The sequence below is a fragment of the Streptomyces sp. NPDC008137 genome, from assembly GCF_042957035.1.
Lineage (GTDB): Bacteria > Actinomycetota > Actinomycetes > Streptomycetales > Streptomycetaceae > Streptomyces.
The window spans coordinates 339845-364213 of sequence record NZ_JBIBHN010000001.1 but is presented as its reverse complement, the minus strand read 5'-3'; the positions used below and the strand labels follow the sequence as shown (position 1 = coordinate 364213).

The window sequence follows — 24369 nt, the reverse complement described above, 5'->3', positions numbered from 1 at the left end:
CGCTACCCCACCTTGTCGGCGAGGTCGTCCGCCAGCCCGTCCAGGACGGACTTCGCGCCCTGGCCGCCGTAGATCTCCTGGAGGGCCGCCGCCCAGCTGGTCGTCGCGTCGAAGAACTGCGCCTGCGGGGTGAACTGGATCTTCGTCTGGTCGACGACCGTCTCGAAGGTCTCCAGGAAGCCCGGCAGATGCCGCATCTTGTCCTTGTACGCGGCGTCGTCGGCGACCGACTTGCGCACCGGGTCGATGTGGTTGTGGGTGATCGCGCTCTTGCGCAGGTGCTCCTTGCCGGTCGCCCACTGCAGGAACAGCCAACTGGCGCTCTTCTTCTTGCTCTTGGCGTTCATGCCGAGCGACCAGATCCACATGTTGGTGGCCAGCGACCCGTCCGGCCCCTTCGGCCCCGGGTGGAAGGCGATCTTCCCGGAGGCGGGGCTGGCGCCCTTCACCGCCTGGAAGTAGGCGGCCGTGTCGGCGTCGAACAGCATCCCGGCCTTCTTCGCGCCCAGGTCGCTGGAGCACTGGTACCAGGTGTACGACGTCCAGGACGGCGGGCCGCCCCGCTTGACCATCCGCGCCCAGTCCTCGGTGAAGGCGACGGCCTCGGGGCTGTTCATGGCGGGTGTGAGCTTCCCGTCGTCGACCGTGAAGTCCTTCAGCCCGTTGCGGGCGTACATCGTCATGAAGCCGGGGTGGATGGTGGCCCAGCTCCGGGACCCGCGTACGGCGATCCCGTACATGCCGTCGTAGCCCGCGCCCGGCGCCTTCCGCTTGATGGTCTCGGCGAGTTCGGTCAGCTCGTCGAAGGACTCGGCCGGCTTCACACCGAGCTTCCCGAACACCTCGGTGTTGTAGGCGACGACGTTCGTCTCCCAGCCCCACGGCAGCGCGTACTGCCCGCCCTGGCCGAGCGGCGCGCCCGCCTTCAGCGACCACTGGTCGGCCTGGAGCAGGTTCGGGAAGAAGTCCGCCTGGTCCCATTCACCCCCCGTCGCCGAGGAGTTGCGCATCCAGGGCCCGAGGTCCTCCAGCCAGTTCGGCGGCCCGTACTGCCACACCATGTACGCGCCGAGCATGAACACGTCGTAGGAGGCACGTCCGCTGGACAGGTCCACGGTGAGCTTGTCGAAGTAGTTGTCCTCGGGGAAGACGTCGTACTCGACCTTGATGCCGGTCTTCTCGGTGAAGGACTTCAGGTCGGCTATCAGGGCGTCCGTGTACGGGTGCTTGTTGAGCAGCGCCTTGACGGTGGTGCCCTTCTCCCGCTTCCAGTCGAAGGAACCGGTGATGTCGTCCGCGGCTGACCCGTCGCTCTTGCTGTCGTTCCCGCCGAATCCGGAGCCGCAGGCCGTGAGCAGCGGGGCGGCGGCGGCCCCGGCGGCGAGGGCGAGGAAGCGCCGGCGGTCGTGCACGTGCGTGTCCATCCGTACCTCCACGTGGAGCCTGGTCAACACGTCGAGTCGACTCGTTAACAGAGGGTGGAACGGCTGAAGTTGGGCGTCAATCCCTCGCGCAAGGGAAAATCTCAGGACAGAGTGTGAACTTCACGGATTCGTATGTGCGGGAGGCCGTATGACGGACGAGCACGAGGCCTGGCTGGGGATCGACCTGGGCACGCAGAGCGTCCGCGTGCTGCTCGTCACCGCCGACGGCACGGTCCTCGGCAGCGGCTCGGCCCCTCTGGCCGGGCGGCGGGACGGGGTGCGGCACGAGCAGGACCCGCAGCACTGGTGGCAGGCACTGTGCGCGGCGTCCCGGACGGCCCTCGGCTCCGCCCCGCCGGGCCTGCCGATCGGCGGACTCGCCGTGTGCGGCACATCGGGCACGGTCCTGCTCACGGACGGCTCGGGCCGCTCGGTGAGCCCCGCACTGATGTACGACGACGGACGCGCGGCGGCGGAGGCGGCGCGGGCCAGGGACGCGGGGCTCGCCGTGCAGGACACCTGGGCGCTGCCGAAGGCGCTGTGGCTGATGGGGGAGTACGGTCCCGGACTGCGCCTCGCCCACCAGCCCGACCTGATCGTCACCCGCCTCACCGGCGAACCGCCCCCGGCCGACTCCAGTCACGCCCTCAAGACGGGCTACGACCTCCACCGGGAGGCCTGGCCTGAGGCCGCCCTGGCCCAACTGGGCGTATCCGGCCGCCTGTTGCCCGACGTCGTACGCCCCGGCACTCGCCTCGGCCAGGTCAGCGCACAGGCGGCCGACGCCACCGGCATCCCCGCCGGCACCCCGGTGCTCGCCGGCATGACCGACGGCTGCGCTGCCCAGATCGCCTCGGGCGCGCTGCGGCCCGGCTCCTGGAACTCGGTCCTCGGCACCACGCTCGTCCTCAAGGGAGCCGCCCGGGACCCGGTCCGGGACCCCACCGGCGTGGTCTACAACCACCGCGCCCCCGACGGCACCTGGCTGCCCGGCGGGGCGTCGAGCGTGGGTGCCGGGGCCCTGGCGGCGCACTTCCCGGATGCCGACCCGGCGGCCATGGACGAGCGGGCCGTGGCCTTCGAGCCGTCCCGGGCGATCGCCTACCCGCTGGTGTCACCGGGGGAGCGGTTCCCGTTCCGGGCGCCCGAGGCCACCGGGTTCGTCCTCGGCGACCCCGCGGACGACGCCGAGCTGTGGGCCGCGCTGCTCCAGGGCGTGGCCTTCGCCGAACGCCTCTGCCTGGACTACCTCCACCACCTCGGCGCCCCCCTCGACGGCCCGCTCACCTTCACCGGCGGCGGCGCCCGCAGCCCCTACTGGAACCAGCTCCGCGCCGACATCCTCGGCCGCCCGGCCCGCGTCCCGGAGCAGACGGAACCGGCCCTGGGAATGGCGGCGTTGGCCGCGTACGGAGTGTCGGGAGCCGGCACACTCCCCGACATCGCCGAGCGCATGGTCCGCGTCCGGACGGTGCTCGAACCCCGCGCCGAGCACACGGCCCGCTTCGCCGACCCGTACGCTCGCCTCGTGAACACGCTGGAGGCCCACGGCTGGCTCCCCCCGTCCGTCGCGGAACACGCCCGTACCCGCCTGCGTACGAACCCGAAGCAGCCATGAAGACAACGGCCCTGCCCCGCCCCCACGCGGGCGCCCCGGCGGCGCCGCCTGGCGCCGGTGGCGGGAGCGGTCTGGCCCGGCTTCGCCTCAGTGGGCGGAGCGCCTTCGCGTCGCTCGGTGTCGGTGCTCCGATCGTTTGGCTGCCGTCCCGGGGTGCGACGGCTCTGGCGCGGTCCCGTGCGGGTGCCTTGGCCGTGGTGGCGTGGCCTCACGCTGGTGGCGGGGGCGGTCTGGCGCGGCTTCGCCTCAGTGGGCGGAGCGCCTTCGCGTCGCTCGGTGTCGGTGCTCCGATCGTTTGGCTGCCGTCCCGGGGTGCGACGGCTCTGGCGCGGTCCCGTGCGGGTGCCTTGGCCGTGGTGGCGTGGCCTCACGCTGGTGGCGGGGGCGGTCTGGCGCGGCTTCGCCTCAGTGGGCGGAGCGCCTTCGCGTCGCTCGGTGTCGGTGCTCCGATCGTTTGGCTGCCGCTCCGGGGTGCGACGGCTCTGGCGCGGTCCCGTGCGGGTGCCTTGGCCGTGGTGGCGCGGCCTCACGCTGGTGGCGGGGGCGGTCCGGCGCGGCTTCGCCCCGGCAGCCGGTCCGGCCTGGCGCTGTCCGGCATCGGTGCTCTGACCACCTGGCTGCCGCTCCGGGGAGCGACGGCTCTGGCACGGTCCCGCGCGGGCGCCGCGGGCGCCGCGGGCGTGGTGGCGCGGCCTCACGCTGGAGGCGGGAGCGGTCTGGCCCGGCCTCGCCCCAGTGGGCGGTCCGGCCTGGCGCGGCCTGGTGCCGGTGACCGAAGCGGGCTGGCGCCGCCTCGTCCCGGCGGCCCGAGCACCACCCTGGCGCCGCCCGGCACCAGCGCTCCGACCACCCGGCTGCCGCCCCGCATCGGCGCCCCGACCACGTACGAACGGACCGGCCCATGACCACGACCCTCCTGCTGGCCCGGCACGGGCAGACCGTGTGGCACGCCGAGAACCGGTACGCCGGGGTCAGCGACATCGAGTTGACCGACACGGGCCGTGCGCAGGCCGAGGCCCTCGGCCGGTGGGCCGCCGCCCACCCCGTCGACGCGATCTGGACGTCCCCGCTGTCCCGCGCGATCGCCACCGCCGAGCCCGCCTGCCGCGCCCTGGGTATCGCCCCGGAGGTCGAACCGGCCCTGCGTGAATGCGACTTCGGCGTTGTCGAGGGCCGTACGCTCGCCGAGTTCGAGGCGGAGGACCCGGAGTGGGCCGCGGCCTACCGTGCCGACCCGGTGGCCCACTCCTTCCCCGGAGCCGAGGATCCGCTGGCGGCAGCGGCCCGGGCGACCCGTGCCCTGCGGGGCATCGCCACCGCCCACACCGGCGGGCGTGTCCTGGTCGTCGCGCACAACACCCTGCTGCGGCTGGTGCTGTGCACGCTGCTGTCGATCCCGCCCCGGGAGTACCGCAGAGTGCTCCCACGGTTGCGGAACGCGGCGATCAGCGAACTGCGGATGAACTCCGACGGTTCCGCCGCACTCCTCTCACTCAATGTGCCCTGCGAGGCGGAAGTGCCGTAGCACTATGGGCCCATGACGCAGATCGACACCTCGGTGCCGCACTCGGCCCGGATCTGGAACTACTGGCTGGGCGGCAAGGACAACTACCCGGTGGACGAGGCGGCCGGTGACGCCTACACCGCCGTGTTCCCCGGCATCGTCACCATCGCCCGCGGCAGCCGCGCCTTTCTCGGCCGCACCATCCGCCACCTCGTCCAGGAGGCGGGCGTACGGCAGTTCCTCGACGTCGGCACCGGCCTGCCCACCGTCGACAACACCCACGAGGTGGCCCAGCGCCTCGCCCCCGAGTCGCGGGTCGTCTACGTCGACAACGACCCCCTGGTCCTCGCACACGCCCGCGCCCTGCTCACCTCCACGCCCGAGGGTGCGACGGCCTACGAGCCCATCGACCTCTACGAGCCGGAGGCCATCGTCGAGGCCGCCGGCAAGACGCTGGACCTCACCCGCCCCACCGCCCTCATCCTCAGCGGCATCCTGGGCCACGTGGCCGACTACGACCAGGCCCGCGACCTCGTCCGACGCCTCCTGGCCGGACTGCCCGCGGGCAGCTACCTCTCCCTCAACGAGGGCTCCCGCGGCACCGACCCGGCCTACGAGCGGGCCCAGGACGCCTACAACGAGACCGGCGCGGTCCCCTACTTCCTGCGGCCGGTGGAGCAGATCGAGGCCTTCTTCGAGGGCCTGGAGCTGGTGGAACCGGGCGTGGTCCCGGTACCGCTGTGGCACCCCGAGCCCGGCGCGTCCACGGAACCGATCGGCCAGCACGGCGGCCTGGGCCGCAAACCGTAGCCCTCACACGGGAAAACCCCCGCGAGTCACGTCCTCGCGGGGGTTTCCCTCCATCCGCCTGCCAGGTGAAGGGTGAGAAGACGATCACGAGGCAGGACGCTTCATACGACCTCAGGGGGCTCGGTGTGGCGCCCCGACCGACGTTGCCCTGGTGGTCGTAGACCTGCTCCACGATCCGCCGTACGTTCAGCGGCTCGTAGGTGGGCACACCCCAGCCGGACCCCTGCGTGGTCGCGGAGACTCCTCGGAGCTCTTATTGCAAGCTGCTTGCAACTGCACGCTAGCAGCAAGATGGCGGCGATGGGTGCCCAGGGCGCAAGAAAGGCCCCCGCTCGTGTCGCGGGGGCCTTCACCGGGGGCCTTCACCAGGGGATTTTTGCCGCCTGGGCTACTGCCTGGGGCGCGCCTTCTGCCACGCGTACCCGACGGCCGCCAGCACCAGCGTCATCGCGCCCGTCGAGTACAGCTGCACCCGCGTGTCCGGCTCCCGGGCCATCAGGACGAAGATTGCGGCCATACCGGCCAGCGCGGCCCACGTCAGCCACGGGAACGCCCACATCCGTACGGCCAGCTTCTCCGGCGCCTCGCGCTCCAGGCGGCGGCGCAGACGCAGCTGCGAGACGGCGATGAAGATCCAGACGACCAGGATGACCGCGCCGATCATGTTCAGCAGCCAGGCGAAGACGTCGTTCGGCCGCCAGTAGCTCAGCAGCACGCACAGGAACCCGAAGACGGAGGACGCGAGTACGGCGATCCGCGGCACCCCGCCCGAGACCCGGCCCAGCACCTTCGGGCCCTGGCCGCGCCGCACCAGGGAGTAGCCGATGCGCGAGGCGCCGTAGACGTTGGCGTTCATGGCGGACAGCAAAGCCACCAGCACGACCACGTTCATCAGCTGCCCGGCGCCGGGGATGCCCAGCTCGTCGAGGGCTGCGACGTACGGCCCCTTCTCGACGACCTCCTTGGAGTTCCACGGCACCAGGGTGACGATGACGGCCATCGAGCCGACGTAGAACAGCGCGATGCGCCACATCGCCGTACGGACCGCGCTCGCCACGCCCTTGACGGGGTTCTCCGACTCGGCCGCCGCGATGGTGACCGTCTCCAGACCGCCGTAGGCGAACACCGAGGCGAGCAGGCCGATGACCAGGCCCTCACCGCCGTTCGGCATGAAGTCGGTGAGGTGGCTCGCGCCCGGCGAGTCCGTGCCGGGCAGGACACCGGCGATCGCCAGGACGCCGAGCACCAGGAACAGGGTGATCGCGCCGACCTTCAGTGCGGCGAACCAGAACTCGAACTCGCCGAAGTTCTTCACGGCCGCGAGGTTCGTGCCGCAGAAGACCACCATGAACAGCGCGACCCACGCCCACTCCGGGGTGCCGGGCAGCCAGCCGCTGACGATCTTCGCGGCCCCGATGCCCTCCAGGCCGACGGCCGTGCAGAGGAGGACCCAGAACGCCCACCCGACGGTGAATCCGGCCCAGGGCCCGATCGCCCGCTCCGCGTGCGCCGAGAACGAACCCGACGAGGGATGCGCGGCCGACATCTCGCCGAGCATCCGCATCACCAGCATCACGAGGAGACCGGAGAGGGCGTAGGCGACCACGATCGACGGACCGGCCGCGGCGATACCCGCACCGGAGCCGACGAACAGACCGGCGCCGATCACCCCGCCGAGGGCGATCATCGACAGGTGGCGCTGCTTCAGGCCATGGGAGAGGGAGGCGTCGTCCGTGTGGGGCGGCGTCCCGGTGGTGGTGCTGCTGGGCATGGGCGCGGCTCGTCCAATGCGTGAGAGGCGAGAGAGGGCAAAAACGCCGCCAGTCTGGGCGGTCCCCGCGCCCGGGAGGGAGGGTTGTCCAGTATGCGGACACCTGGAACGCTCGCCGTGAGGCCCCGGGAACGGAGAGTGGACGCACGCCACGGAAGCCATCGGCATCCGCTCCGGAGGGCATTTGGCGAAACCCTACAGTCCGCTTCTTCGGCGAGTCCGTGACCGAAGCCTCGCTGCCAGCGTGACCGGTATCACGTCGCCGTCGGTGTAACGCCCATCCTTTGTCCGAAGCCAACCAACCGCACGTCGGCGCCTTTGTCGAGCGCTGACGGTGATCAGGGCGAGGGTGCTGGGATAGCGTCACCGTGTCCCGACCGACCCTCACCCTCGCGGAGTCCCCATGAGCACCGCCGCCGTCCCCGTACGCACCGGCCAGGTCCTCGCCGACCTGCTCCCCTCCTCTCGTGTCCGGGACGCGGCCCTTGTGCTCGGCGGCGCCGCGCTCACCGGTCTCGCCGCCCAGCTCTCGGTGCCCGTGCCGGGCTCCCCGGTGCCGGTGACCGGTCAGACCTTCGCCGCGCTGCTCGTCGGCACCTCCCTCGGCGCCGGCCGCGGCCTCGTCGCGCTCGCCCTGTACGCCGTGGCGGGCGTCGCGGGCGTGCCGTGGTTCGCGCAGGGCACCTCGGGTGTCGCCCCCTCCTTCGGCTACATCCTCGGCATGATCCTCGCCGCCACCGTCGTGGGCGCCCTGGCCCGCCGCGGTGCCGACCGCTCGATGCTGCGCATGGCGGGCGCGATGCTGGTGGGCGAGGCGATCATCTACGCCGTCGGCGTGCCCTACCTGGCCCTCTCCACCGGCATGTCCGCCACCGCCGCGATCGCGGCCGGCCTCACGCCGTTCCTGATCGGCGACGCGCTGAAGGCGGCGCTGGCGATGGGGGCGCTGCCGACGGCCTGGAAGTTCGCGAACAAGCGCTGAACCCGCAGTCGTTACCGAGAGGCCCGCCGGGTACACCGCCCCGGCGGGCCTCTCGTGCGTACGCGAGCCCGGCAGGGCCGACTCAGCCCTGCCGCACCCCCGCCTGCCGCCGCTGCGACCACCACATCCCGGCCGCGCCCGCCGCGAGCAGCGCCGCACCGGCCGCGCCCAGCGGCAGCAGCTCACGCGCCGAGCCGGTCTCCGCCAACTCCTTGCCGCCGGGGGACTCCTTGCCGCCCGGGGACACCGGCTTGTTGTCGGTGCCGAGCAGCAGGGGCGTGGCCGGGGCGTCCGGCGACGGGTTGGTCGTGCCGAACGGCACCGGTCCTTGCTGCCAGAACGTCTTCTTCCCGTCGGCGGTCTGGACGGGCAGACAGATCTTCCCGGCCTTGCTCAGGTCGTATGTCGCGTCGACGGCGTACGACTTCGACTTACCGGCCGCGAGATTGTCGAGAGGGCAGGCGAAACCGCTGTTCGAACCCTCCGGAAGGCTGTTCTCGGGTATCGCGGAACAGCCCTCGACGTTCTTGACCACAAGCCCGTCGAATCCGACGACCAGCAGCCTGATCTTCCCGCTGTCCTTGCTCCCCTCGTTCTTCACGGTGGCGGTAATCGCCGTCTTTTTCGAACCGTTGGCGACCGAGATCTTCTCGGGCAGCAGCGTGGTGAGCTTCACCCCCGCCGGTGCCGCGTCAACCACCTTTCCCCCCTCGCTGCTCGCGGGCCCTCCGTCCTCCGCCCCGGCGGTGCCGGAAAGGATCAGCACCGCCGAGAATGATGCCGCGACCAGCGGCCCCACGACCACGGCCGTACGACAAGAACTCATGTTCGCCCCCCTTGTGTCCCCCTGCACTGCGCCTGAATTCGCAGCACTGAAAGAGGTACCACAAGATTTCACCGCACTATCCTGGTACGGCGCGAAGTGTGACCGTTGTGTTTCACTGGAGACGGTCGCGGCGTCGTGGAGGGGGTGCAGCGGATTGCCGGGGAATGCGAATAGCGGCGGTGTTCCAGGGATATTGGTGACGGGGCGCTATCGGTTGGTCGAAAGTATCGGCCAGGGGGGAATGGGGCGGGTGTGGCGAGCCGCCGACGAAATACTCGACCGTCCGGTCGCCGTCAAGGAAATGCGGATCGACGGTCTCGACGCGGAGGACAACAGGACGCGCCGCGAACGCACCCTGCGCGAGGCCAGGGCCACCGCCCGCATCGACCACCCCAACGTCGTACGGGTCTACGACGTGGTCGACGAAGGCGAACGTCTGTGGATCGTCATGGAGTTGGTCGTCGGCCGCTCCCTCGAACGCATCCTCGCGGAGGACGGCCCCCTGAGCCCCTGCGAGACGGCCCGGATCGGCCTCGGCCTGGTCGCGGCGCTACGGCAGGTGCATGCGCGGGGCGTCCTGCACCGGGACATCAAGCCCGGGAACGTCCTCGTGGAGAACGCGGCCGGACCGGCCGGTCCGGCCGGAGCGGGACGCCGCGACGGCACGGTCTCCGGTCAGGGCCCGGCCCCTCGCTCCCATGAACGGCGCGTCGTCCTCACGGACTTCGGCATCGCCGCGATCCAGGACGCCAAGGCACTCACGATGGTCGGGATGCTGGTCGGCTCGCCCGACTACATGGCCCCCGAGCGCGTCTCCGGCCGCCCCCAGGGCCCGCCCTCCGACAACTGGTCCCTCGGTGCGACCCTCTGCGCCGCCCTGGGCGGCCGTTCCCCCTTCGCCCGCGACACCACGCTGGCAACCCTGCACGCGGTCCTCTACGAGGAGCCCGAACTCCCCGCCGCCTCGGGCCCGTTGCGCGACATCCTGACGGCCCTCCTGCACAAGGAACCGTCGGCCCGCCCGACACTGGAGGACCTGGAAACGGCCCTGGAGGCGGTGGCGTTCCCGGTTCCCACACCGACGGTGTCGGTGGGGTGGGGGGCGGTGGGGGCGGCCGCCCTGGAGGAGACCTTGGGGGGAGAGGGGCTCGGGCAGGGGCGGCCGGAGCGGGATGCGGAGCCGGAGCCGGAGCCGGAGCCGGAGCCGGAACCGGAGCCGGAGCCGGAGCCGGAGCCGGAGCCGGAGCCGGAGCCGGAGCCGGAACCGGAACCGGAAGCGGACCGGCGACAGCCCCCGGAACCGCGACCCGAGGAGGACCAGCAGCCCGCCCTGGAACCGGAACCCCGGACGTCGGCCCCGACCACGGCGCCCCCACCTCTCACCGGCCCCACCACCCCACAGGGGTCACGCGACTCGCAGCAGTCACACGATCCACAGCAGTCACGGGCCTCCGCCCAGGTACCCCAGGTACCAGCCCTGCCGCAGGATCCCCGCCGACCCGCCCCGGTCCTGGAGGTGGCACCCCGCCCGGGCCCCGTCTCCCTCGCCCGCGCACAGGCGGCGACCCAGTGCCGTCCCCACCCCACGCCGCCACCCTCCCCGATGCCGCCGGGCGAACTCCCCGGCCCCGCGGTCCCGGCCGTGCCCCGCCCCCGCGCGGGCCACCGCCGCAGGACGCTCGCCGCCGCGGCGGCCACGGTCGCGACGGCCGGTGCCGTCGCGGGAATCATCCTGGCGACGTCGTCCGGCTCACCGGGCGGCGACGACACCCGCGCGGGCTCCTCGACCTCCGCGACCTCCGCGCCCGACAAGAAACCACCCACACCCACCGTCGAGGGCACATCCCGGCCACAGAGCCTCCCGCCGGGCACGCGCCGGGAGGCCGGCGGGTTCGCCTGGGCGACACCGGAGGGCTGGCGGCGGGACGTGAAGACGGGCGCGGAGGTGCACTACACGTCCCCGGACGGCGCCCAGGAACTGGTCGGCAAGTCCGCCCTGGCCCGCGGCGACCTCCTGGAGACCTGGCAGACCTCCGAGCGCAGCGCCCATCAGGGCCAGGACTACCGCAAGATCCGGCTGGAGGAGACGACGTTCCGTGAGCACCCGGCGGTGGTCTGGGAGTACACGTTCACGCTGGAGGACGTCCGCTGGCACGCCCGTCTGCTCGGCTTCAACGTCGACGGGAAGTCGTACCAGGTCAACACCTGGTACCAGTCAGGGATCGAGGAGGAGGCCCTGAGCACGTACGAGAAGGTCAAGGACAGCTTCACGGTGCTGTAGGGACTGTGGGGACCGCTGAGCCACAAAAAAGAGGCCTGCGGCGCGTGTCCCGCAAGGGAGAACACGTACCGCAGGCCCCACAACAGGAAGAGGCGAGCGCCCGCCGGTCAGCCGGCCGAGACCTCGTCCCGGCCCTGGTCCTGCACCTGCGCGGCGTCCGCTTCGCGCGTGCCGCGGCCCCTGTGCTTCACGAAGGCGATGACGAGCACCACGGCCGCGACGAGCAGCGACAGCAGAATGGTCTGGCGTCCGTCGTGCTCGGTGTCGGTGAGCATGTAGCCGAGGATGAACACGATCAGTGCGGCCGTCGCGTAGGTCAGATACGGGTACAGCCACATCTTGACCACGAGCTTCTCCGGCGCCTCCGCCTGGATGATCTTCCGCATGCGCAGCTGGGAGAAGCAGATCACCAGCCACACGAACAGGGCGACCGCGCCACTGGAGTTCACGAGGAAGAGGAAGACGGAGTCCGGGAACTTGTAGTTGAAGAAGACGGCGACGAAGCCGAACGCGACGGAGGCGAGGATCGCCGTCCGGGGCACGCCGTTGCCGGTGGTGCGGGCGAAGGACTTCGGCGCGTCGCCGCGCTGGCCGAGCGAGAAGGCCATGCGGGAGGCGGTGTAGAGGCCGGAGTTGAGACAGGACAGCACCGAGGTCAGCACGATGAAGTTCATGATCTGACCGGCGTGCGGAATGCCCAGGGAGTTGAGCGCGGCGACGTAGGAGCCGTCGTCGGTGATGGACTTGCTGTCCCACGGCAGCAGGGCCACCACGACGAAGATCGAGCCGAGGTAGAAGACGGCGACTCGCCAGATGATGCTGTTGGTGGCCTTGGTGACGGCCTGCTGCGGGTTCTCGGACTCACCGGCCGCCAGGGTGGCGATCTCGCTGCCCATGAAGGAGAAGACGACGAGCAGCACACCGGTGAGGATCGCGCCGGCCCCATGGGGCAGGAAGCCGCCGTGCTCGGTGAGGTTGCTCAACCCGGCCTGCTCACTGTCCACGCCGGGCAGCAGCCCGAAGACGGCCAGCCCGCCGATGACGATGAACGCGGCGATCGCGACGACCTTGATCCCGGCGAACCAGAACTCGAACTCGCCGTACGACCCGACGGAGACCAGGTTGGTCGCGGTGAGCACCAGCATCACGATCAGGGCCCAGGCCCACTGCGGCACGGCCGGGATCCAGCCCTCCAGGATCACGGCACCGGCGGTCGCCTCGACCGCGAGCACCACGACCCAGAAGAACCAGTACAGCCAGCCGATGGAGAAACCGGCCCAGGGGCCGAGCGCGCGGTCGGCGTGCGCGGAGAAGGAACCCGACGTCGGGTTGGCGGCAGACATCTCACCCAGCATCCGCATCACCAGCACCACGAGCGTGCCGACGAGGGCGTACGACAGGAGAATGCCGGGGCCTGCGGTGGCGATACCGGAGCTGGACCCCACGAAGAGCCCGGCTCCGATGACGCCACCGATGGCGATCATCGACAGATGCCGGTTCTTGAGCCCGGCCTGCAGTCCGGAGCTGCCCTCCGGCCCGCCGGGTTCTCCGGGGTCGTTTCCGGTCGTCTTCAGTGTCGGCTGCGAGGTCATGGAACGGATTTCCTTTGCGCCGGGGGAGCTGTTCTTCCGTACGAAGCCGCACGAGCCGTACGAACGGGGTGTGTCGCGGCATGACGGTGTACGGGGCCTCGTACGAGCGGGTGTACGAGCCGGTCCAGTGAATCGGAGGCGAACGTTTTCGAGAACCTTTGAATCCAGATTGTTACTTGAGGTTTTCCTGAGGTTCCGTAATGCGGCTCACATTCGCCTCACGTTTTCATGAGCGCCACCCCGCGCGCCTTCCCCGAAACACCCGTGTCACACTCATCCCATGCGCGTGTACCTCGGCTCGGACCATGCCGGCTACGAACTCAAGAACCACCTCGTCGACTGGCTGAAGGCGGCGGGTCACGACCCCGTCGACTGCGGCCCGCACATCTACGACGCCCAGGACGACTACCCGCCGTTCTGCCTCCGCGCGGCGGAGCGCACGGCCGCGGACCCCGACGCGCTCGGCGTCGTCATCGGCGGTTCCGGCAACGGCGAGCAGATCGCCGCGAACAAGGTCAAGGGCGTCCGCGCGGCCCTCGCCTGGAGCGAGGAGACGGCTGCCCTCGGCCGCCAGCACAACAACGCCAACGTCGTCGCCGTGGGCGCGCGCATGCACTCGCAGGACGAGGCGACGGCCTTCATCGAGACGTTCCTCGCGACACCGTTCTCCGGTGACGAACGTCACATCCGCCGCATCGACATGCTCGCCGAGTACGAAACGACCGGCGCCCTCCCCCCGATCCCGCCGCACCACCCCCAGCAGGGCCCTGACGCCTGACCGGCTGAGACAAACCACGTTCCTCCACGGTTCCGCCCCGACCCCGACCCCGACTCGGGCACGGCTGAGGCGCACCGCGAGACCAGGGCGGTCTCCGTCAACAGGCCCGGCGCGGCGCACAGGGCGCAACCGCCTGGCGGGCAGGGGCCATGGGGCGCGGCCCCCAGTGCGGTTCGGGGCGGCGCCTCAGAGGGGCGTTGCCTTTGCCCGCCCGACTCGGTCGGTCGAGAGGCTGGACTCGCCAAGGAGAACCCCGTGCCGGAAGGCCACACCATCCACCGCCTGGCCCAGGACTACGCCGCCGCCTTCCTCGGCACAACCCCCCACACCACCAGCCCCCAGGGCAAGTTCACCGACGCCGCCACCCTCCTCACCGGCACGGAACTCACCCACACCGAAGCCCACGGCAAACACCTCTTCCTCGGCTTCCGCGACACGGACTGGATCCACATCCACCTCGGCCTCTTCGGCAAGGTCACCTTCGGCCCGGCCCCCGCACCCCCGCCCACCGACACCGTCCGCCTCCGCCTCGCGAACGACACCGCGTACGTAGACCTCCGCGGCCCCACCACCTGCGCCCTGATCACACCCCCGGAGAAGCAGGCGATACACGACCGCCTCGGCCCCGACCCCCTCCGCGACGACGCCGACCCGGACACCGCGTACCGCCGCATCGCCCGCAGCCGTACGACGATCGCCGCCCTTCTCATGGACCAGAAGGTCATCGCAGGCGTGGGAAACGTCTACCGCGCGGAAGTCCTCTTCCGGCACAACATCGACCCGTACCGCCCCGGAAGGGACATCACCCCCACCGAGTGGGAGTCGATCTGGACCGACCTGGTCGACCTCATGCACGAGGGCGTCCGCCACAACCGCATCGACACCGTCCGCCCGGACCACACCCCGGAGGCGATGGGCCGCCCACCCCGCGTGGACGACCACGGCGGCGAGGTGTACGTCTACCGCAGGGCCAACCAGCCCTGCCACCTCTGCGGCGACGGCATCCGCACCGCCGACCTCGCCGCCCGCAACCTCTTCTGGTGCCCCACCTGTCAAGGCCGCCCCTGAGGAACCGGAACCCCCGGCCTCAGAAGCCGTGCGGCAACCACGGCTCCACACCGCCCGCCCCGAACCCCAGCGAGGCCTCGGCCAACGCCCCCCGCCGTACCTCCCGCACCCGCCCCGCCGCCCCCAACGAGGCCAGCGACACACCCCCCAGGTACGCCGCGCTCAACTCCCGTACGGACAGAACGACATCCGCCGCGTCCGCCGTACGCTCACACAACGCCCCCTTCGCGTCCCCGCTGAGCCGCCAACGCCCGGCGTTCCAGGGGCAGAACGCGTCCTCCACCTCGAACACCACATCCACCGGCGCCTGATACGTCCGCGCCTCCAGCGCGGCTCCCAGCTCGACCGGCCGTACGTACAGCGAATCCCCCAACCGCGGCCGGCACCGCCGGATGTCGGACACCCAGTGCCGCCACGCGTCGTCCACCGGCCGCCCCCGCCCTCGCACCACCAGCGACGACGTCAGGTCGATCCCGAACAGGAACCGCCACAGCGCCGCGTCCGCCGCGGGGTCCAGCGCGGCCGAGTCCTCCAGGATCACCGTGCCCTCGGGCCCGGCAGCCTCCCAGCCCGGCTTGACGCGGTACCGCGCGTACCCGACCGTCTCGCCGTCCCGCTCGGCGACGACACACTGCAGCGGCGACGCCCCCTCCCGGTCGCCCTCCGGATCGAGCAGCGGGAGCCGCTCCCAGCCGGGCTGCCGGGCCAGCATCCCGGGCCGCGACGGCACCAGCCGGGCGTACACCGCCTCGCACGCGTCCAGGACACCGGCGGGATCCGCGTACCGCACACGTACGTCATCCGTCCCCGCGGGCAGCGACGTGAGCCGTACCCGGGCCGTGTCGATCTCGGCGTTCAACTGGAAGGTGGCGCACCCGTATCCGAACCGGCCGTAGATCGCCGGCTCGGACGCCGTGAGCACGGCCAGCGGCTCACCCCAGGCCCGGACGTCGTCGAGCTGCCGCCGCATCATCGAGGTCAGGACCCCGCGCCGACGATGCGTCGCGGCGACGCTGACCATGGTGACGCCCGCCGCCGGCACCGAGGCGCCGCCGGGCACCGTGAGCCGGAAGCTGAACGCCCCGGCCGTCCCCACACACTCGTCCCCGTCCCAGGCACCGAGCGAGCGGTCGAGCTCGGTCAGCGAGTTCCACAACTCCCGTTCCTCGGCGGACTCCGGCACTCCGCCGAAGCCCCGGATCAGGGTGTCGTACCACTTGTCCCAATCGTCCCGCCGCAGCACCCGCAGCTCGGTCGCGGACCCGGTCGCGTCAGTCGCCATGGCCCATGCCTACCAGGGCAATGCGGGACGAGCGAGGGAATTCCTCCCAGCTGGCAGCGGGGCGGCGCGCGGTGAAGTTCACTGTGAAGTCGGCCCTCGGACGGGGGACAAGTAGGACCTCCCGTGCCAAGGGGCTGGTCCGATGGATAGGGTCCCGAACTAATGGCATCAGGACGAGAGCGGCGCGCGGAAGCCGACACGTTCACGGCCCGGTTGAAGAAGCAGTGGCACCGGGCTCGCGTCGGCGTGCGCCGAGCCGCCGTGGACTACTTCCGCGGCGACGGCTCGGACTGGATCGCCCTGGCCGGTCTGCTCCTGACCGTCCCGCTGCTCGCGACGGCGACGCTGGCGAACTCGGTGTGGTTCTCACCGGCCGCGCTCGTCCTGCCCGTCGTCGTGGGCGGCCTGCTCCTGCGCCCGGCCAGTCTGCTCGGTCTGTACGCGGCGGCGGCCACGGCACTGATCGTGGAGTCGGTGCAGCTGGGCCCGTACACGGAGGGGCCCTCCCGGGTCACTCCGGGCATCGTGCTCGTGGTCGCGGCCTGCGGTTTCTTCGGGCTGCTGCTGGCCCAGTTCCGCAGCCGGGTCGGTGTGCCCTGGCGGCGCGGCGGCACCATGCTCTTCGACCTGCGCGAACGCATCCGGGTGCAGAGCCAGCTGCCCGACCTGCCGGGCGGCTGGCACCAGGAGATGGCGCTGCGCCCGGCGGGCGGCCAGTCCTTCTCAGGCGACTTCGTCGTCGCGGCCCGCACCAACGGCGGCCGTACGCTCGAGGTCGTCCTCACCGACGTCTCCGGCAAGGGCATGGACGCGGGCTCCCGCGCCCTGCTCCTGTCCGGCGCGTTCGGCGGCCTGCTGGGCTCCCTCCCGCCGCACGCCTTCCTCCCCGCCGCGAACGGCTATCTGCTCCGCCAGGACTGGGACGAGGGCTTCGCCACCTCCATCCACCTGGTCCTCGACCTGGACTCCGGCGACTACGAGCTCTACTCCGCGGGCCATCCACCGGGCCTCCAGCTCAGCGCCGGCACCGGACGCTGGGAGGAGAAGGCCGCCGAGGGCCCCCTCCTCGGCGTCTACGACGGCGCCCAGTTCGACCCCGTCAAGGGCTCGCTGCGCCCGGGCGACGTACTGATGCTCTTCACGGACGGCCTGGTGGAGACCTCCGACCGCGACATCGTCGAGGGCATCGACCGCCTCACCGGCGAAGCCGACCGCTACGTGGCCGGCGGCTTCCACGGCGCCGCCTGGCACCTCATCGAAGCGGTGGCCAAGGACGTCAACGACGACCGGGCCCTCCTCCTCATCTGCCGAGAGGGCCCGACGGCGGCGTCCGCCCGCTGACGCCCACACTGCAAACCAACACTTGGTCATGTTTTCGTGCCGCTTCTGTGAGCGGCTCGGACCCAGATTGCATTGGCAACTTTCCTGTTGATAGACATTGCCGAGAGACTTGAGGCGGCTTTGAGAGCTGCCGTTGGGGCCCATACGGGGGAGGCGAGCCAGCAGGATGAAGTTCGACATGGGCGCGCAGACGCTGTCGTCGTTGCAGCGTGACACACGTGGTTCGACGGATGACCTGGGTGGTCTGGTCCGGCAGTTGGTGGCGGCGGCGCAGCCGCTGGAGGGCAAGTTCAATGGTTCTGGTCGTGTGATGTTCGACCAGTTCAAGACGCGGGCGGACCGGATCGCATCGGACCTGAACTCGTCGCTGTCGGCGATTCTGGGCGGTCAGTCCGGCATGGATTCGGCGTTCTCCTCGGGTGACCAGGAGCAGGGGGACAACGCGCGTCAGCAGATGTCGGCGGCGAACTTCGACGCCGCGCGCTTCCGCTGACCCGTCTCTTCTTTCTCTGCTTGGTTCTGTCTGTTCGTTTTTCGGGGAGTGGTCTGTGATGGCAGGCGCGGGTTCGGATCGTCGGTCGTATGACCTGGGTGCGTCGACGGATGCACAGTCCAACATTCAGGTGGTGATCGGCCGTCTGGAATCGTTGATCGCCCAGCGTGACAAGCAGGTGAAGGCGGCGATGGCGGACTTCACGGCGGATGGTGTGGCGGATGAGTACCACGGCAAGGAAAAGCGGTGGAACAACGCCTCGCAAGAGGTGAAGAACATCATTCATCTGCTGAAGTCGACGCTGGAGAAGAACGACGGCACGGCGCAGTCGACGATTCAGCGGGCGAAGGCGGCCGTGGACAACATCGGCTGAGCGCCGCTGGTTTCGTGTCCGTTTTCTGTTCGGTGTAGTCGGTAGTGGTGTATGACGGGGGTTTGTGGTGCCCGGCTGGGATTTGAAGCCGCAGGGGATTTCTCATGTGCTGACGACGACGGGTGACGCGGCGTCGAAGCTGGAGAAGTACGCAACGTCGTTCGGGGAGCATCTGACGTCGGCGGCGTCCAGCGCGGGCACGGTTTCCGCCGAGGGCGGCGGTGAGGGCGGCGAGAAGGCGCAGGGCGGTCTGGTGGCTCTCGCGTTGTCGCAGTTCGCGGAACACGCGGCAAAGGATCTGAAGTTCGTCGCGGCACGGACGGGTAAGTCGTTGCAGGGCGCGGTGGATGCGACCACGGCATATCTGAACGGTGACGAGGAGATGGCGGCGGAGGCGCAGCGCAACACGCTGAAGGCGCCCCCGGTGGATCTGCCGGGAGTCGGTAAGAAGTGATTCAGCCGGAGAAGATCCCGCAGTTCACGGGGAACTTGGAGCAGCTGGAGACGGATTACGCGGATCTGAAGAAGGACGCGGGTCATATCCGGGATACCGGTGCCGACGTCCATTCCCGGTTCCAGGGCCTGTCGGCGTTCTACACGGCTCCGGAGGCGGAGCGGCTGTTCGCCACGACGAAGCCGGTGAAGGAGAAGGCGGACGCGTTCGCCGACGATCTGGAGACCGTGTCGGGTGCGCTGTCGTCGTATGCCACGGAAGTCCGGCCGCTGGTGGCGAAGCTGAAGCGGTTGAAGACGGATGCCGCGGCCTTCGTCTCCTCGGTGAAGGACGACGACGAGTGGGAGTACGACGAGGACAAGGTCGACGAGCACAATCAGCTGCGGGACGACATCACCGCGACGGTGGCGGCGTTCTGGGCGGCGGAGCGGACCTGCCACAACAAGATCACCGCTCTGTGGGGCGGGACGCAGATGGTGGCGGGGGACGGTTCGAAGAAGAAGAACCAGTACGGCTTCAACGCCGGGGACATGAAGGACGCGAAGCTTCCCTGGGGTGACCCGGTGGAGGAGAAGCACAAGTGGTACGAGGTCGGCCACTGGGTGAAGTCCTTCGTGTGGGACGGCCTGATCGTGGACGGTGTGTGGGGCACGATCAAGGGCCTGGGCACGCTGGTGGGCTTCGGCGGCTGGGATGCGATGAAGCAGGCCTGGAAGGGCCTGGCGCAGCTTGCGACCGGCCTGGTCATCACCGCGATCCCCGGGGCGAACGCCGCTTTCTGGACGGCGTCGGACAAGGAGCTGCCGTCCTGGCTGCGTGACTCGCGCACGGCGATGAAGGAGACGGGCAAGGCGCTGGTGGCGTGGGACGAGTGGGGCAAGAACCCCGCCCGTGCGGCCGGTGCGGTCACCTTCAATGTCCTGACCACGGTCTTCACCGGTGGTGCGGGTGGTGCGGCGGCGGGTGCGGGCAAGGCGGGCGCGGTCGCCAAGGCCCTCTCGGTGGCGGGCAAGGCGGGCCGGGTCATCGACCCGATGACCTACATCGCCAAGGGCGCGGGCGCGGGCCTGTCGAAGATCGGCGACATCACCAAGGGCCTGAAGGGCGTCGGCAACATCGACATCCCCACCCTTCCCGACGGCTCGGTCCACCTGCCCGACGGCCACCAACTGGCCCCGAACGGCAACCTCGTCGCGCCCACCGGCACCATCGACGCGACGCCGGTGCCGCACGGCACCGGCCCTGCGGTCCCGCACGGCACCACGCCGACGGTCCCGCACGGCAATACCCCGACGCTTCCGGCTCACTGGACGACGCAGGGCGCCCAGACGCCGTCGTACGCGGGGGCCAGCGGAGCCGCGCACACGGTGGACAACGTGGCCGACGCGGGGCACTACAACACGCCGCCCACGGCCCCGATCCACGCCCCGGGCGGCGCCTTCGATCCGACGCCGGCCCCATCCGCGTACGACCACGCACCGACCGGTTCGCCGTACGGCCACGCACCGTCGCCGGGCGCGTACGATCAGGCACCAGCTCCGTCGGCGTACGATCACGCACCGGCCCCGTCGGCGTACGACCAGGCGCCTCCGCCCTCGGCGTACGACACGACCCCGACCACCACACCGCACACGGGCGGTCACCCTGGTGCGGGGACCCCCTGGTACAGCCAGACCACGGGCGCCAACCCGGCGCACAGCGTCCCATCGGCCCCGCACACGGGCGGCCCCGACGTTCCCGGCAGCGGTGCTCACCCTGGCTCCTCGACGCCGTGGTACCACCAGGCCACCGGCCCGGCGCACGACGTCCCGACCGCACCTCACCCCAGCGGCCACGACATCCCGAGCACCGGCGGTCACGGCCCGGGCCACGATGTCCCCGGCGCCAGTCATGCGGACGACGCCTCGCACGGCGCCGGGCACGGGGACGAGGTGGCGCACGCCGGCGACCACGGGGACACCGGCCATGACGTGACGGATGCTGCCGCACACCACGGCACTGATGCCCCATTCGCTCCGGGGCACCAGGGCGCGGACGCGACGGGCGGCGGTGCTGCGGAGCCGTTCGAGTACAAGCCGGTCATGTCGGCGAAGGACTTCGATAACCTGGCCACCGATGCCGAGCGGCACGCGGTAGCCCTGGCGGAGCTAGAGCGGGGAACCAACGGCCACCCCAGCACCAGCAACCGCGCGGGCCAGGAATACGGCGACGCGTACTGGAACGACTTCCTGGACGACTTGCCCGCGGAGTCACGTCAGGCACTGAAGACATACAGCGGGAACGACTACGACGCGATCAACAGTCACCTGCGCTTCGGCGACTTCCTGGACGACTCGCTCAAGCACACCATCACCGAGATGGACAAGGTCATGGGTGCCCGCCCGGTGCCCGAAAATGTCATGGTCGTCCGCGGTACCGGTGTCGGTCACGTAAAGGTGAACGGCCGCCTGATCGACTCACCTGCCGATATGCTCGGCGGGACCTTCGACGACCCTGCCTTCACCTCCACAGCGCTGGGCAAGACCCCACCGCCGCCGTTCGACCAGAATCCCGTGTGGATGCACCTGCGAGTACCGAAGGACACCCCAGCCCTTTGGATCGATCATCTCTCGAAGTATCCCGGAGAACGTGAATTGCTCCTGGCGAAGGGTTCTGAGTACAAGGTAACTCGTGTGTTCTTCGACGAGGCACACGGCAAGTGGCACCTCTACGGCGAGGTGCTGCCGAGGTCGATGCCACAGCGGTAGCCGCGTTGAGGGCCGGGCAGAGTTAGGGAAACGTGGAGTCCATGAGTAGCGAACGACCGATCAATCCGCGCTTCGCCGAGGATGTGCACTTCAACCTCGTGAGGCAGGGACCGCCGAAGTACAACTTCTGGACCGACAAGCCGGTCCGCTACTTCACGGTGGTGGACAAAGAGGGCGGTGCGCCTCTCGGCTATGTGTGGGGGAGCGACGAGGACGATGCCGCCACATGGGTACCGCGCGAAGCCGCCGGCGGGCGAGCCCTCGCAGAGACCGGTCACTGGCACGCCCGCTTGCAGGACGCCAAGGAGCGAGGTCTCCTGCCGTCCCAGGCCCTCGAGGAGATGCTGTCGAACCCGGAGGGCAACCGAGGCCGGGCCTTGCCGGGCTCCCTCACCGACGCCCCGAACGCCGACGCGGTCAAGGCACTCGCCAAGACTAAGTAGAAGAGGCGCGGTGGGAGCGCTGGCCAGAGGGGAAGCGCAGCGTGATCAGTGGGTAGTCGAACAATTCGCGCTTCGCGGAAAACTTGCAGTTCAAGCAGGCGGCAGGCCTAGGGGCTGTCGTTTGGATCACGCCGCAGGAAAGTGACGCTGTCTTCCAGCGCCGTGAGCGGGGTCTGGTGCGTGCAGCTGCAAGGCGGAGGAGGGCGTCGATGCGGAGCATCGGCAACCGACGACAACGCGGCAGATGCGCGTGCCAGACCCCGCGTCTGCGGCGTGATCCAAACGACAGCCCCTAGCAACGGACAGCATCAACACCGAGGGGTCCATCGCGTGCCTGAGCGCCGCAGGCCGAAGCGCCATGGTCATCGGTTACCTGTGAGCGAATGACGCCCCGAACGCGGCCAGTCGAGGCCCTTGTTGCGAGCGACCAGCCCGCAGTCGGCTGATCCGCCTCCGAATGAGAAGCCATGAGACAGCAGCATGACCAACCCCGTGCACTACATCACCGTCACCGCCCCCCACGGCGAGGTGATCGGATACGCCTGGGCAGAGGCCGGCTCCGATGACGTCGAGTGGATCCAGCGGAAGGCGAGCAGCGTCAGCGCCTACGAGGCGAGCACGGCGTGGTACAGCCGGATACGTGAAGCCCGCGGACGTGGGCTCACCCCGCTCGGCGTCCTCCACCTGCTCAGCCACGAACCCGGCGTCGGCCCCGTCACCGAAACCGCCGACGCCGCCACCGTCGAGGAACTCGCCCGCATCGTCACACGGGCCGACGACCAGCGTCTCCTCGACCAGCTCGACCGGGACAACCCTGAGGCGTGGAGGGAACTCGCCGACGCCTTCGAGTCGCTCACGGACGAGGACCGGGACGTGCGGTGGGGCGGTGGGCAGAAGTCGCCGAGCGGTGCCATCCACGTGCCGTTCCCCATGTACAGCCAGGGGGTGGACCGGGCCGTCGACGCCCTCCTCCGCGTCGGGGCCGTCACGCCCGAGCACCGGTGGATCGACAACCCTGTGCCGACGCCTTCGCCGGACGGCACGCTGCGGCCCGCCGACGCCGTCCGGGCCGCCACCGCTGTGATCCGTGGGGAGAAGTTCTGCGACGGGTCCATCGACAATGCTCTGAAGAGCGGCCTCCTGGACGCCGTCGTCGCATCACTCCGTGCCTGGTACGCCGACCCTTCCGCTGTGCAGCCCCCTGATGCGCCGGCCGACGCCCGACCCGACAACGGCCAGGCCCGCCGCCTCCCTGATCAGGACCTCCCGGAACCCCCGGATCCGTCCTCCCTCATGTGCAGGTTCTGCGGAGGTTCTCCCGCCGCGGACGTCGCGTTCCGGGCTCATCGGGGACTCGTCGTCCTCATGGGATTCCGGAGGACGGACGGCCCGATGTGCATGACCTGCGGGCTGGCCGTGTACCGCGCGCTGACCACCCACACCCTCGCCTGGGGCTGGTGGAGCCCCCTGTCCCTCTTCGTCTTCGCACCGTTGACGCTGATCCGCAACGTCCTGGCCGTACGCAAGGTGCGGAAACTCCCCGCACCGGGGCCGGGCACGCTCGGCCCCCGCTACGACCCCGGCGTACCCGTGCGGCGACGGCCCCGCGCGTACATCGCGTTCATCCCCCTGCTGTGGGTGCTCTTCATGATCGTGACGGGGCTGTCCGGAGGTGTGTGAAGACGCTCGGGGGGACGGCCGCACCGGTTGTACGGGTGGCGCGTTCGTGTCCTATGTTGCGGAAGCGAAGCTAGGGGGAAACGCATGCCACAGGAGATGAGTCTCGCCGAGGTCGAGGCCGTCGCTCGCGCCGCGCACGCCGGACAGACGGACAAGGCCGGGCGGCCGTACGCCGAGCATCTGTGCGCCGTGGCGGATGGCGTGCGGGCCCGGGGCGGAGGCGACGAACTGGTCGCCGCCGCCTGGCTGCACGACGCGCTGGAGGACGGCGTCCTCAGCGAGGAGTGGCTCGACGCGGCCGCGCTCACGCAGCACACCAAGGACGTCGTACGAGCCATGACCAAGCGGCCGGGTGAGGAGCCGGAGGCGTACGCGCGCCGGATCCTGGCCACACCGGGCGCCCGGCTGGTCAAGACGGCCGACCTCGCGCACAACGCCGACCCCCACCGCCTCGCCGCACTCGACGAGCACACCGCCCGGCGGCTCACGCAGAAGTACGCCGCCATGCGGAAGCACCTCGGTCTGACCCCGGCCGACTGATCACGCACCAACAAGGCACAGGACGACTGAATGGCACGGGACTACGACAGCCAGCTGCTCGAGTCGGTGGCGGTGCGCCGGCGCCGGATGCGCGACGCACTGCTGTTCGGCGCGCAGCGCGCTCGGCGGACGGTGGACGAGCGGTTCGGCAAGATGTTCGCGGGCATCGCGATCGCCGCCGTACTGTGCGCCGGCTGTATCGGCTGGTCCTTCCTGCAGGCCACGCTGGCGAAGCAGAAGGCGGCGGAGAAGCAGCAACAGCAGCAGGAGCAGCTGTACAACCCGACGCCCAGCGCCTCCGCGAGCGGTGCCGGCGGCAAGGGTGCGGAGAAGCAGTGAACGGGGTGTGTGCGGTCGGCGCT

At 70.4% G+C, this 24369-nt stretch carries 21 protein-coding genes and 1 pseudogene; 16 read left to right on the top strand and 6 right to left on the bottom strand.

Features of this window, described 5'->3' with window-relative positions; genetic code table 11:
• Positions 1–2: 2 nt before the first annotated feature.
• Complete coding sequence (locus tag ACFZBT_RS01555) at positions 3–1424, bottom strand: extracellular solute-binding protein (protein ID WP_391097547.1); 1422 nt, start codon at positions 1422–1424, stop codon at positions 3–5.
• A gap of 148 nt (positions 1425–1572) precedes the next feature.
• Between ACFZBT_RS01555 and ACFZBT_RS01550 the strand changes: the two genes are divergently transcribed.
• The 3 genes from ACFZBT_RS01550 to ACFZBT_RS01540 all read left to right on the top strand — a co-directional run bounded on the left by ACFZBT_RS01550 (position 1573) and on the right by ACFZBT_RS01540 (position 5356).
• Positions 1573–3042, top strand: a complete 1470-nt coding sequence (locus ACFZBT_RS01550) for an FGGY-family carbohydrate kinase (protein ID WP_391097546.1) — start codon at positions 1573–1575, stop codon at positions 3040–3042.
• Between the two features lie 901 nt (positions 3043–3943).
• Entirely contained in the window at positions 3944–4567 is a 624-nt protein-coding gene (locus ACFZBT_RS01545; RefSeq protein ID WP_391097545.1) for a histidine phosphatase family protein, read from the top strand.
• Between the two features lie 12 nt (positions 4568–4579).
• The gene (locus ACFZBT_RS01540) at positions 4580–5356 is read left to right on the top strand and encodes an SAM-dependent methyltransferase (RefSeq protein WP_391097544.1); all 777 of its coding nucleotides are present in this window, start codon (positions 4580–4582) and stop codon (positions 5354–5356) included.
• A gap of 121 nt (positions 5357–5477) precedes the next feature.
• Here the strand turns inward: ACFZBT_RS01540 and ACFZBT_RS01535 are convergent.
• Both ACFZBT_RS01535 and ACFZBT_RS01530 read right to left on the bottom strand, forming a co-directional pair.
• Positions 5478–5609 (bottom strand): annotated as a pseudogene (locus ACFZBT_RS01535) (superoxide dismutase); the annotation flags it as partial.
• Positions 5610–5744: 135 nt separating this feature from the next.
• Positions 5745–7127: an amino acid permease gene (locus ACFZBT_RS01530; RefSeq protein ID WP_391097543.1), complete on the bottom strand. Its 1383-nt coding sequence runs from the start codon at positions 7125–7127 to the stop codon at positions 5745–5747.
• A gap of 403 nt (positions 7128–7530) precedes the next feature.
• Between ACFZBT_RS01530 and ACFZBT_RS01525 the strand changes: the two genes are divergently transcribed.
• Entirely contained in the window at positions 7531–8109 is a 579-nt protein-coding gene (locus ACFZBT_RS01525) for a biotin transporter BioY (RefSeq protein ID WP_391097542.1), read from the top strand.
• 82 nt (positions 8110–8191) lie between these two features.
• On the opposite strand, the gene ACFZBT_RS01520 is transcribed toward ACFZBT_RS01525, so the two are convergent.
• Positions 8192–8935 (bottom strand): hypothetical protein, encoded by a 744-nt coding sequence (locus ACFZBT_RS01520; protein ID WP_391097541.1) that lies wholly within the window; start codon positions 8933–8935, stop codon positions 8192–8194.
• Between ACFZBT_RS01520 and ACFZBT_RS01515 the strand changes: the two genes are divergently transcribed.
• Complete coding sequence (locus tag ACFZBT_RS01515) at positions 8934–11216, top strand: protein kinase (protein ID WP_391097540.1); 2283 nt, start codon at positions 8934–8936, stop codon at positions 11214–11216. The two genes, ACFZBT_RS01520 and ACFZBT_RS01515, sit on opposite strands and share 2 nt — an antisense overlap.
• A 107-nt stretch (positions 11217–11323) precedes the next feature.
• Here the strand turns inward: ACFZBT_RS01515 and ACFZBT_RS01510 are convergent, their stop codons facing one another.
• Positions 11324–12808, bottom strand: a complete 1485-nt coding sequence (locus ACFZBT_RS01510) for an amino acid permease (RefSeq protein ID WP_391097539.1) — start codon at positions 12806–12808, stop codon at positions 11324–11326.
• A gap of 280 nt (positions 12809–13088) precedes the next feature.
• On the opposite strand from ACFZBT_RS01510, the gene ACFZBT_RS01505 reads away from it, so the two are divergent.
• Entirely contained in the window at positions 13089–13586 is a 498-nt protein-coding gene (locus tag ACFZBT_RS01505) for a ribose-5-phosphate isomerase (RefSeq protein WP_391097538.1), read from the top strand.
• Between the two features lie 255 nt (positions 13587–13841).
• Complete coding sequence (locus tag ACFZBT_RS01500) at positions 13842–14654, top strand: DNA-formamidopyrimidine glycosylase family protein (protein WP_391097537.1); 813 nt, start codon at positions 13842–13844, stop codon at positions 14652–14654.
• Between the two features lie 19 nt (positions 14655–14673).
• Here the strand turns inward: ACFZBT_RS01500 and ACFZBT_RS01495 are convergent, their stop codons facing one another.
• Entirely contained in the window at positions 14674–15936 is a 1263-nt protein-coding gene (locus ACFZBT_RS01495) for a GNAT family N-acetyltransferase (protein WP_391097536.1), read from the bottom strand.
• Positions 15937–16098: 162 nt separating this feature from the next.
• Between ACFZBT_RS01495 and ACFZBT_RS01490 the strand changes: the two genes are divergently transcribed.
• The 9 genes from ACFZBT_RS01490 to ACFZBT_RS01450 all read left to right on the top strand — a co-directional run bounded on the left by ACFZBT_RS01490 (position 16099) and on the right by ACFZBT_RS01450 (position 24346).
• A complete protein-coding gene (locus ACFZBT_RS01490) occupies positions 16099–17277 on the top strand; it encodes a SpoIIE family protein phosphatase (RefSeq protein WP_391097535.1) in 1179 nt (392 codons plus the stop codon).
• A 166-nt stretch (positions 17278–17443) separates the two neighbouring features.
• Positions 17444–17770 carry a hypothetical protein gene (locus tag ACFZBT_RS01485; RefSeq protein WP_053671823.1) on the top strand — a complete coding sequence of 109 codons (327 nt, stop codon included), beginning with the start codon at positions 17444–17446 and terminating at the stop codon, positions 17768–17770.
• A gap of 58 nt (positions 17771–17828) precedes the next feature.
• Positions 17829–18143: a pore-forming ESAT-6 family protein gene (locus tag ACFZBT_RS01480; RefSeq protein ID WP_328413977.1), complete on the top strand. Its 315-nt coding sequence runs from the start codon at positions 17829–17831 to the stop codon at positions 18141–18143.
• A gap of 64 nt (positions 18144–18207) precedes the next feature.
• Positions 18208–18597 carry a DUF6507 family protein gene (locus ACFZBT_RS01475; protein ID WP_391097534.1) on the top strand — a complete coding sequence of 130 codons (390 nt, stop codon included), beginning with the start codon at positions 18208–18210 and terminating at the stop codon, positions 18595–18597.
• Entirely contained in the window at positions 18594–21344 is a 2751-nt protein-coding gene (locus ACFZBT_RS01470) for an ADP-ribosyltransferase (protein WP_391097533.1), read from the top strand. The genes ACFZBT_RS01475 and ACFZBT_RS01470 overlap by 4 nt, the downstream gene beginning before the upstream one ends.
• Before the next feature lie 41 nt (positions 21345–21385).
• On the top strand, positions 21386–21787 hold the full coding sequence (locus ACFZBT_RS01465; protein ID WP_391097532.1) for a hypothetical protein: 402 nt from the start codon (positions 21386–21388) through the stop codon (positions 21785–21787).
• A 480-nt stretch (positions 21788–22267) separates the two neighbouring features.
• Positions 22268–23467: a DUF6508 domain-containing protein gene (locus tag ACFZBT_RS01460; protein ID WP_391097531.1), complete on the top strand. Its 1200-nt coding sequence runs from the start codon at positions 22268–22270 to the stop codon at positions 23465–23467.
• An 84-nt stretch (positions 23468–23551) separates the two neighbouring features.
• The gene (locus ACFZBT_RS01455) at positions 23552–24007 is read left to right on the top strand and encodes an HD domain-containing protein (protein ID WP_391097530.1); all 456 of its coding nucleotides are present in this window, start codon (positions 23552–23554) and stop codon (positions 24005–24007) included.
• A gap of 30 nt (positions 24008–24037) precedes the next feature.
• Entirely contained in the window at positions 24038–24346 is a 309-nt protein-coding gene (locus tag ACFZBT_RS01450; protein WP_391097529.1) for a hypothetical protein, read from the top strand.
• Positions 24347–24369 lie beyond the last annotated feature (23 nt).

Coding starts and splice junctions, on each gene's coding strand:
- ACFZBT_RS01465 (WP_391097532.1), top strand. CDS start 21,386: ATGAGTAGCGAACGACCGATCAATCCGCGCTTCGCCGAGGATGTGCAC.
- ACFZBT_RS01520 (WP_391097541.1), bottom strand. CDS start 8,935: ATGAGTTCTTGTCGTACGGCCGTGGTCGTGGGGCCGCTGGTCGCGGCA.
- ACFZBT_RS01460 (WP_391097531.1), top strand. CDS start 22,268: ATGACCAACCCCGTGCACTACATCACCGTCACCGCCCCCCACGGCGAG.
- ACFZBT_RS01505 (WP_391097538.1), top strand. CDS start 13,089: ATGCGCGTGTACCTCGGCTCGGACCATGCCGGCTACGAACTCAAGAAC.
- ACFZBT_RS01525 (WP_391097542.1), top strand. CDS start 7,531: ATGAGCACCGCCGCCGTCCCCGTACGCACCGGCCAGGTCCTCGCCGAC.
- ACFZBT_RS01530 (WP_391097543.1), bottom strand. CDS start 7,127: ATGCCCAGCAGCACCACCACCGGGACGCCGCCCCACACGGACGACGCC.
- ACFZBT_RS01450 (WP_391097529.1), top strand. CDS start 24,038: ATGGCACGGGACTACGACAGCCAGCTGCTCGAGTCGGTGGCGGTGCGC.
- ACFZBT_RS01540 (WP_391097544.1), top strand. CDS start 4,580: ATGACGCAGATCGACACCTCGGTGCCGCACTCGGCCCGGATCTGGAAC.
- ACFZBT_RS01510 (WP_391097539.1), bottom strand. CDS start 12,808: ATGACCTCGCAGCCGACACTGAAGACGACCGGAAACGACCCCGGAGAA.
- ACFZBT_RS01550 (WP_391097546.1), top strand. CDS start 1,573: ATGACGGACGAGCACGAGGCCTGGCTGGGGATCGACCTGGGCACGCAG.
- ACFZBT_RS01545 (WP_391097545.1), top strand. CDS start 3,944: ATGACCACGACCCTCCTGCTGGCCCGGCACGGGCAGACCGTGTGGCAC.
- ACFZBT_RS01515 (WP_391097540.1), top strand. CDS start 8,934: ATGTTCGCCCCCCTTGTGTCCCCCTGCACTGCGCCTGAATTCGCAGCA.
- ACFZBT_RS01495 (WP_391097536.1), bottom strand. CDS start 15,936: ATGGCGACTGACGCGACCGGGTCCGCGACCGAGCTGCGGGTGCTGCGG.
- ACFZBT_RS01455 (WP_391097530.1), top strand. CDS start 23,552: ATGCCACAGGAGATGAGTCTCGCCGAGGTCGAGGCCGTCGCTCGCGCC.
- ACFZBT_RS01480 (WP_328413977.1), top strand. CDS start 17,829: ATGGCAGGCGCGGGTTCGGATCGTCGGTCGTATGACCTGGGTGCGTCG.
- ACFZBT_RS01490 (WP_391097535.1), top strand. CDS start 16,099: ATGGCATCAGGACGAGAGCGGCGCGCGGAAGCCGACACGTTCACGGCC.
- ACFZBT_RS01485 (WP_053671823.1), top strand. CDS start 17,444: ATGAAGTTCGACATGGGCGCGCAGACGCTGTCGTCGTTGCAGCGTGAC.
- ACFZBT_RS01555 (WP_391097547.1), bottom strand. CDS start 1,424: ATGGACACGCACGTGCACGACCGCCGGCGCTTCCTCGCCCTCGCCGCC.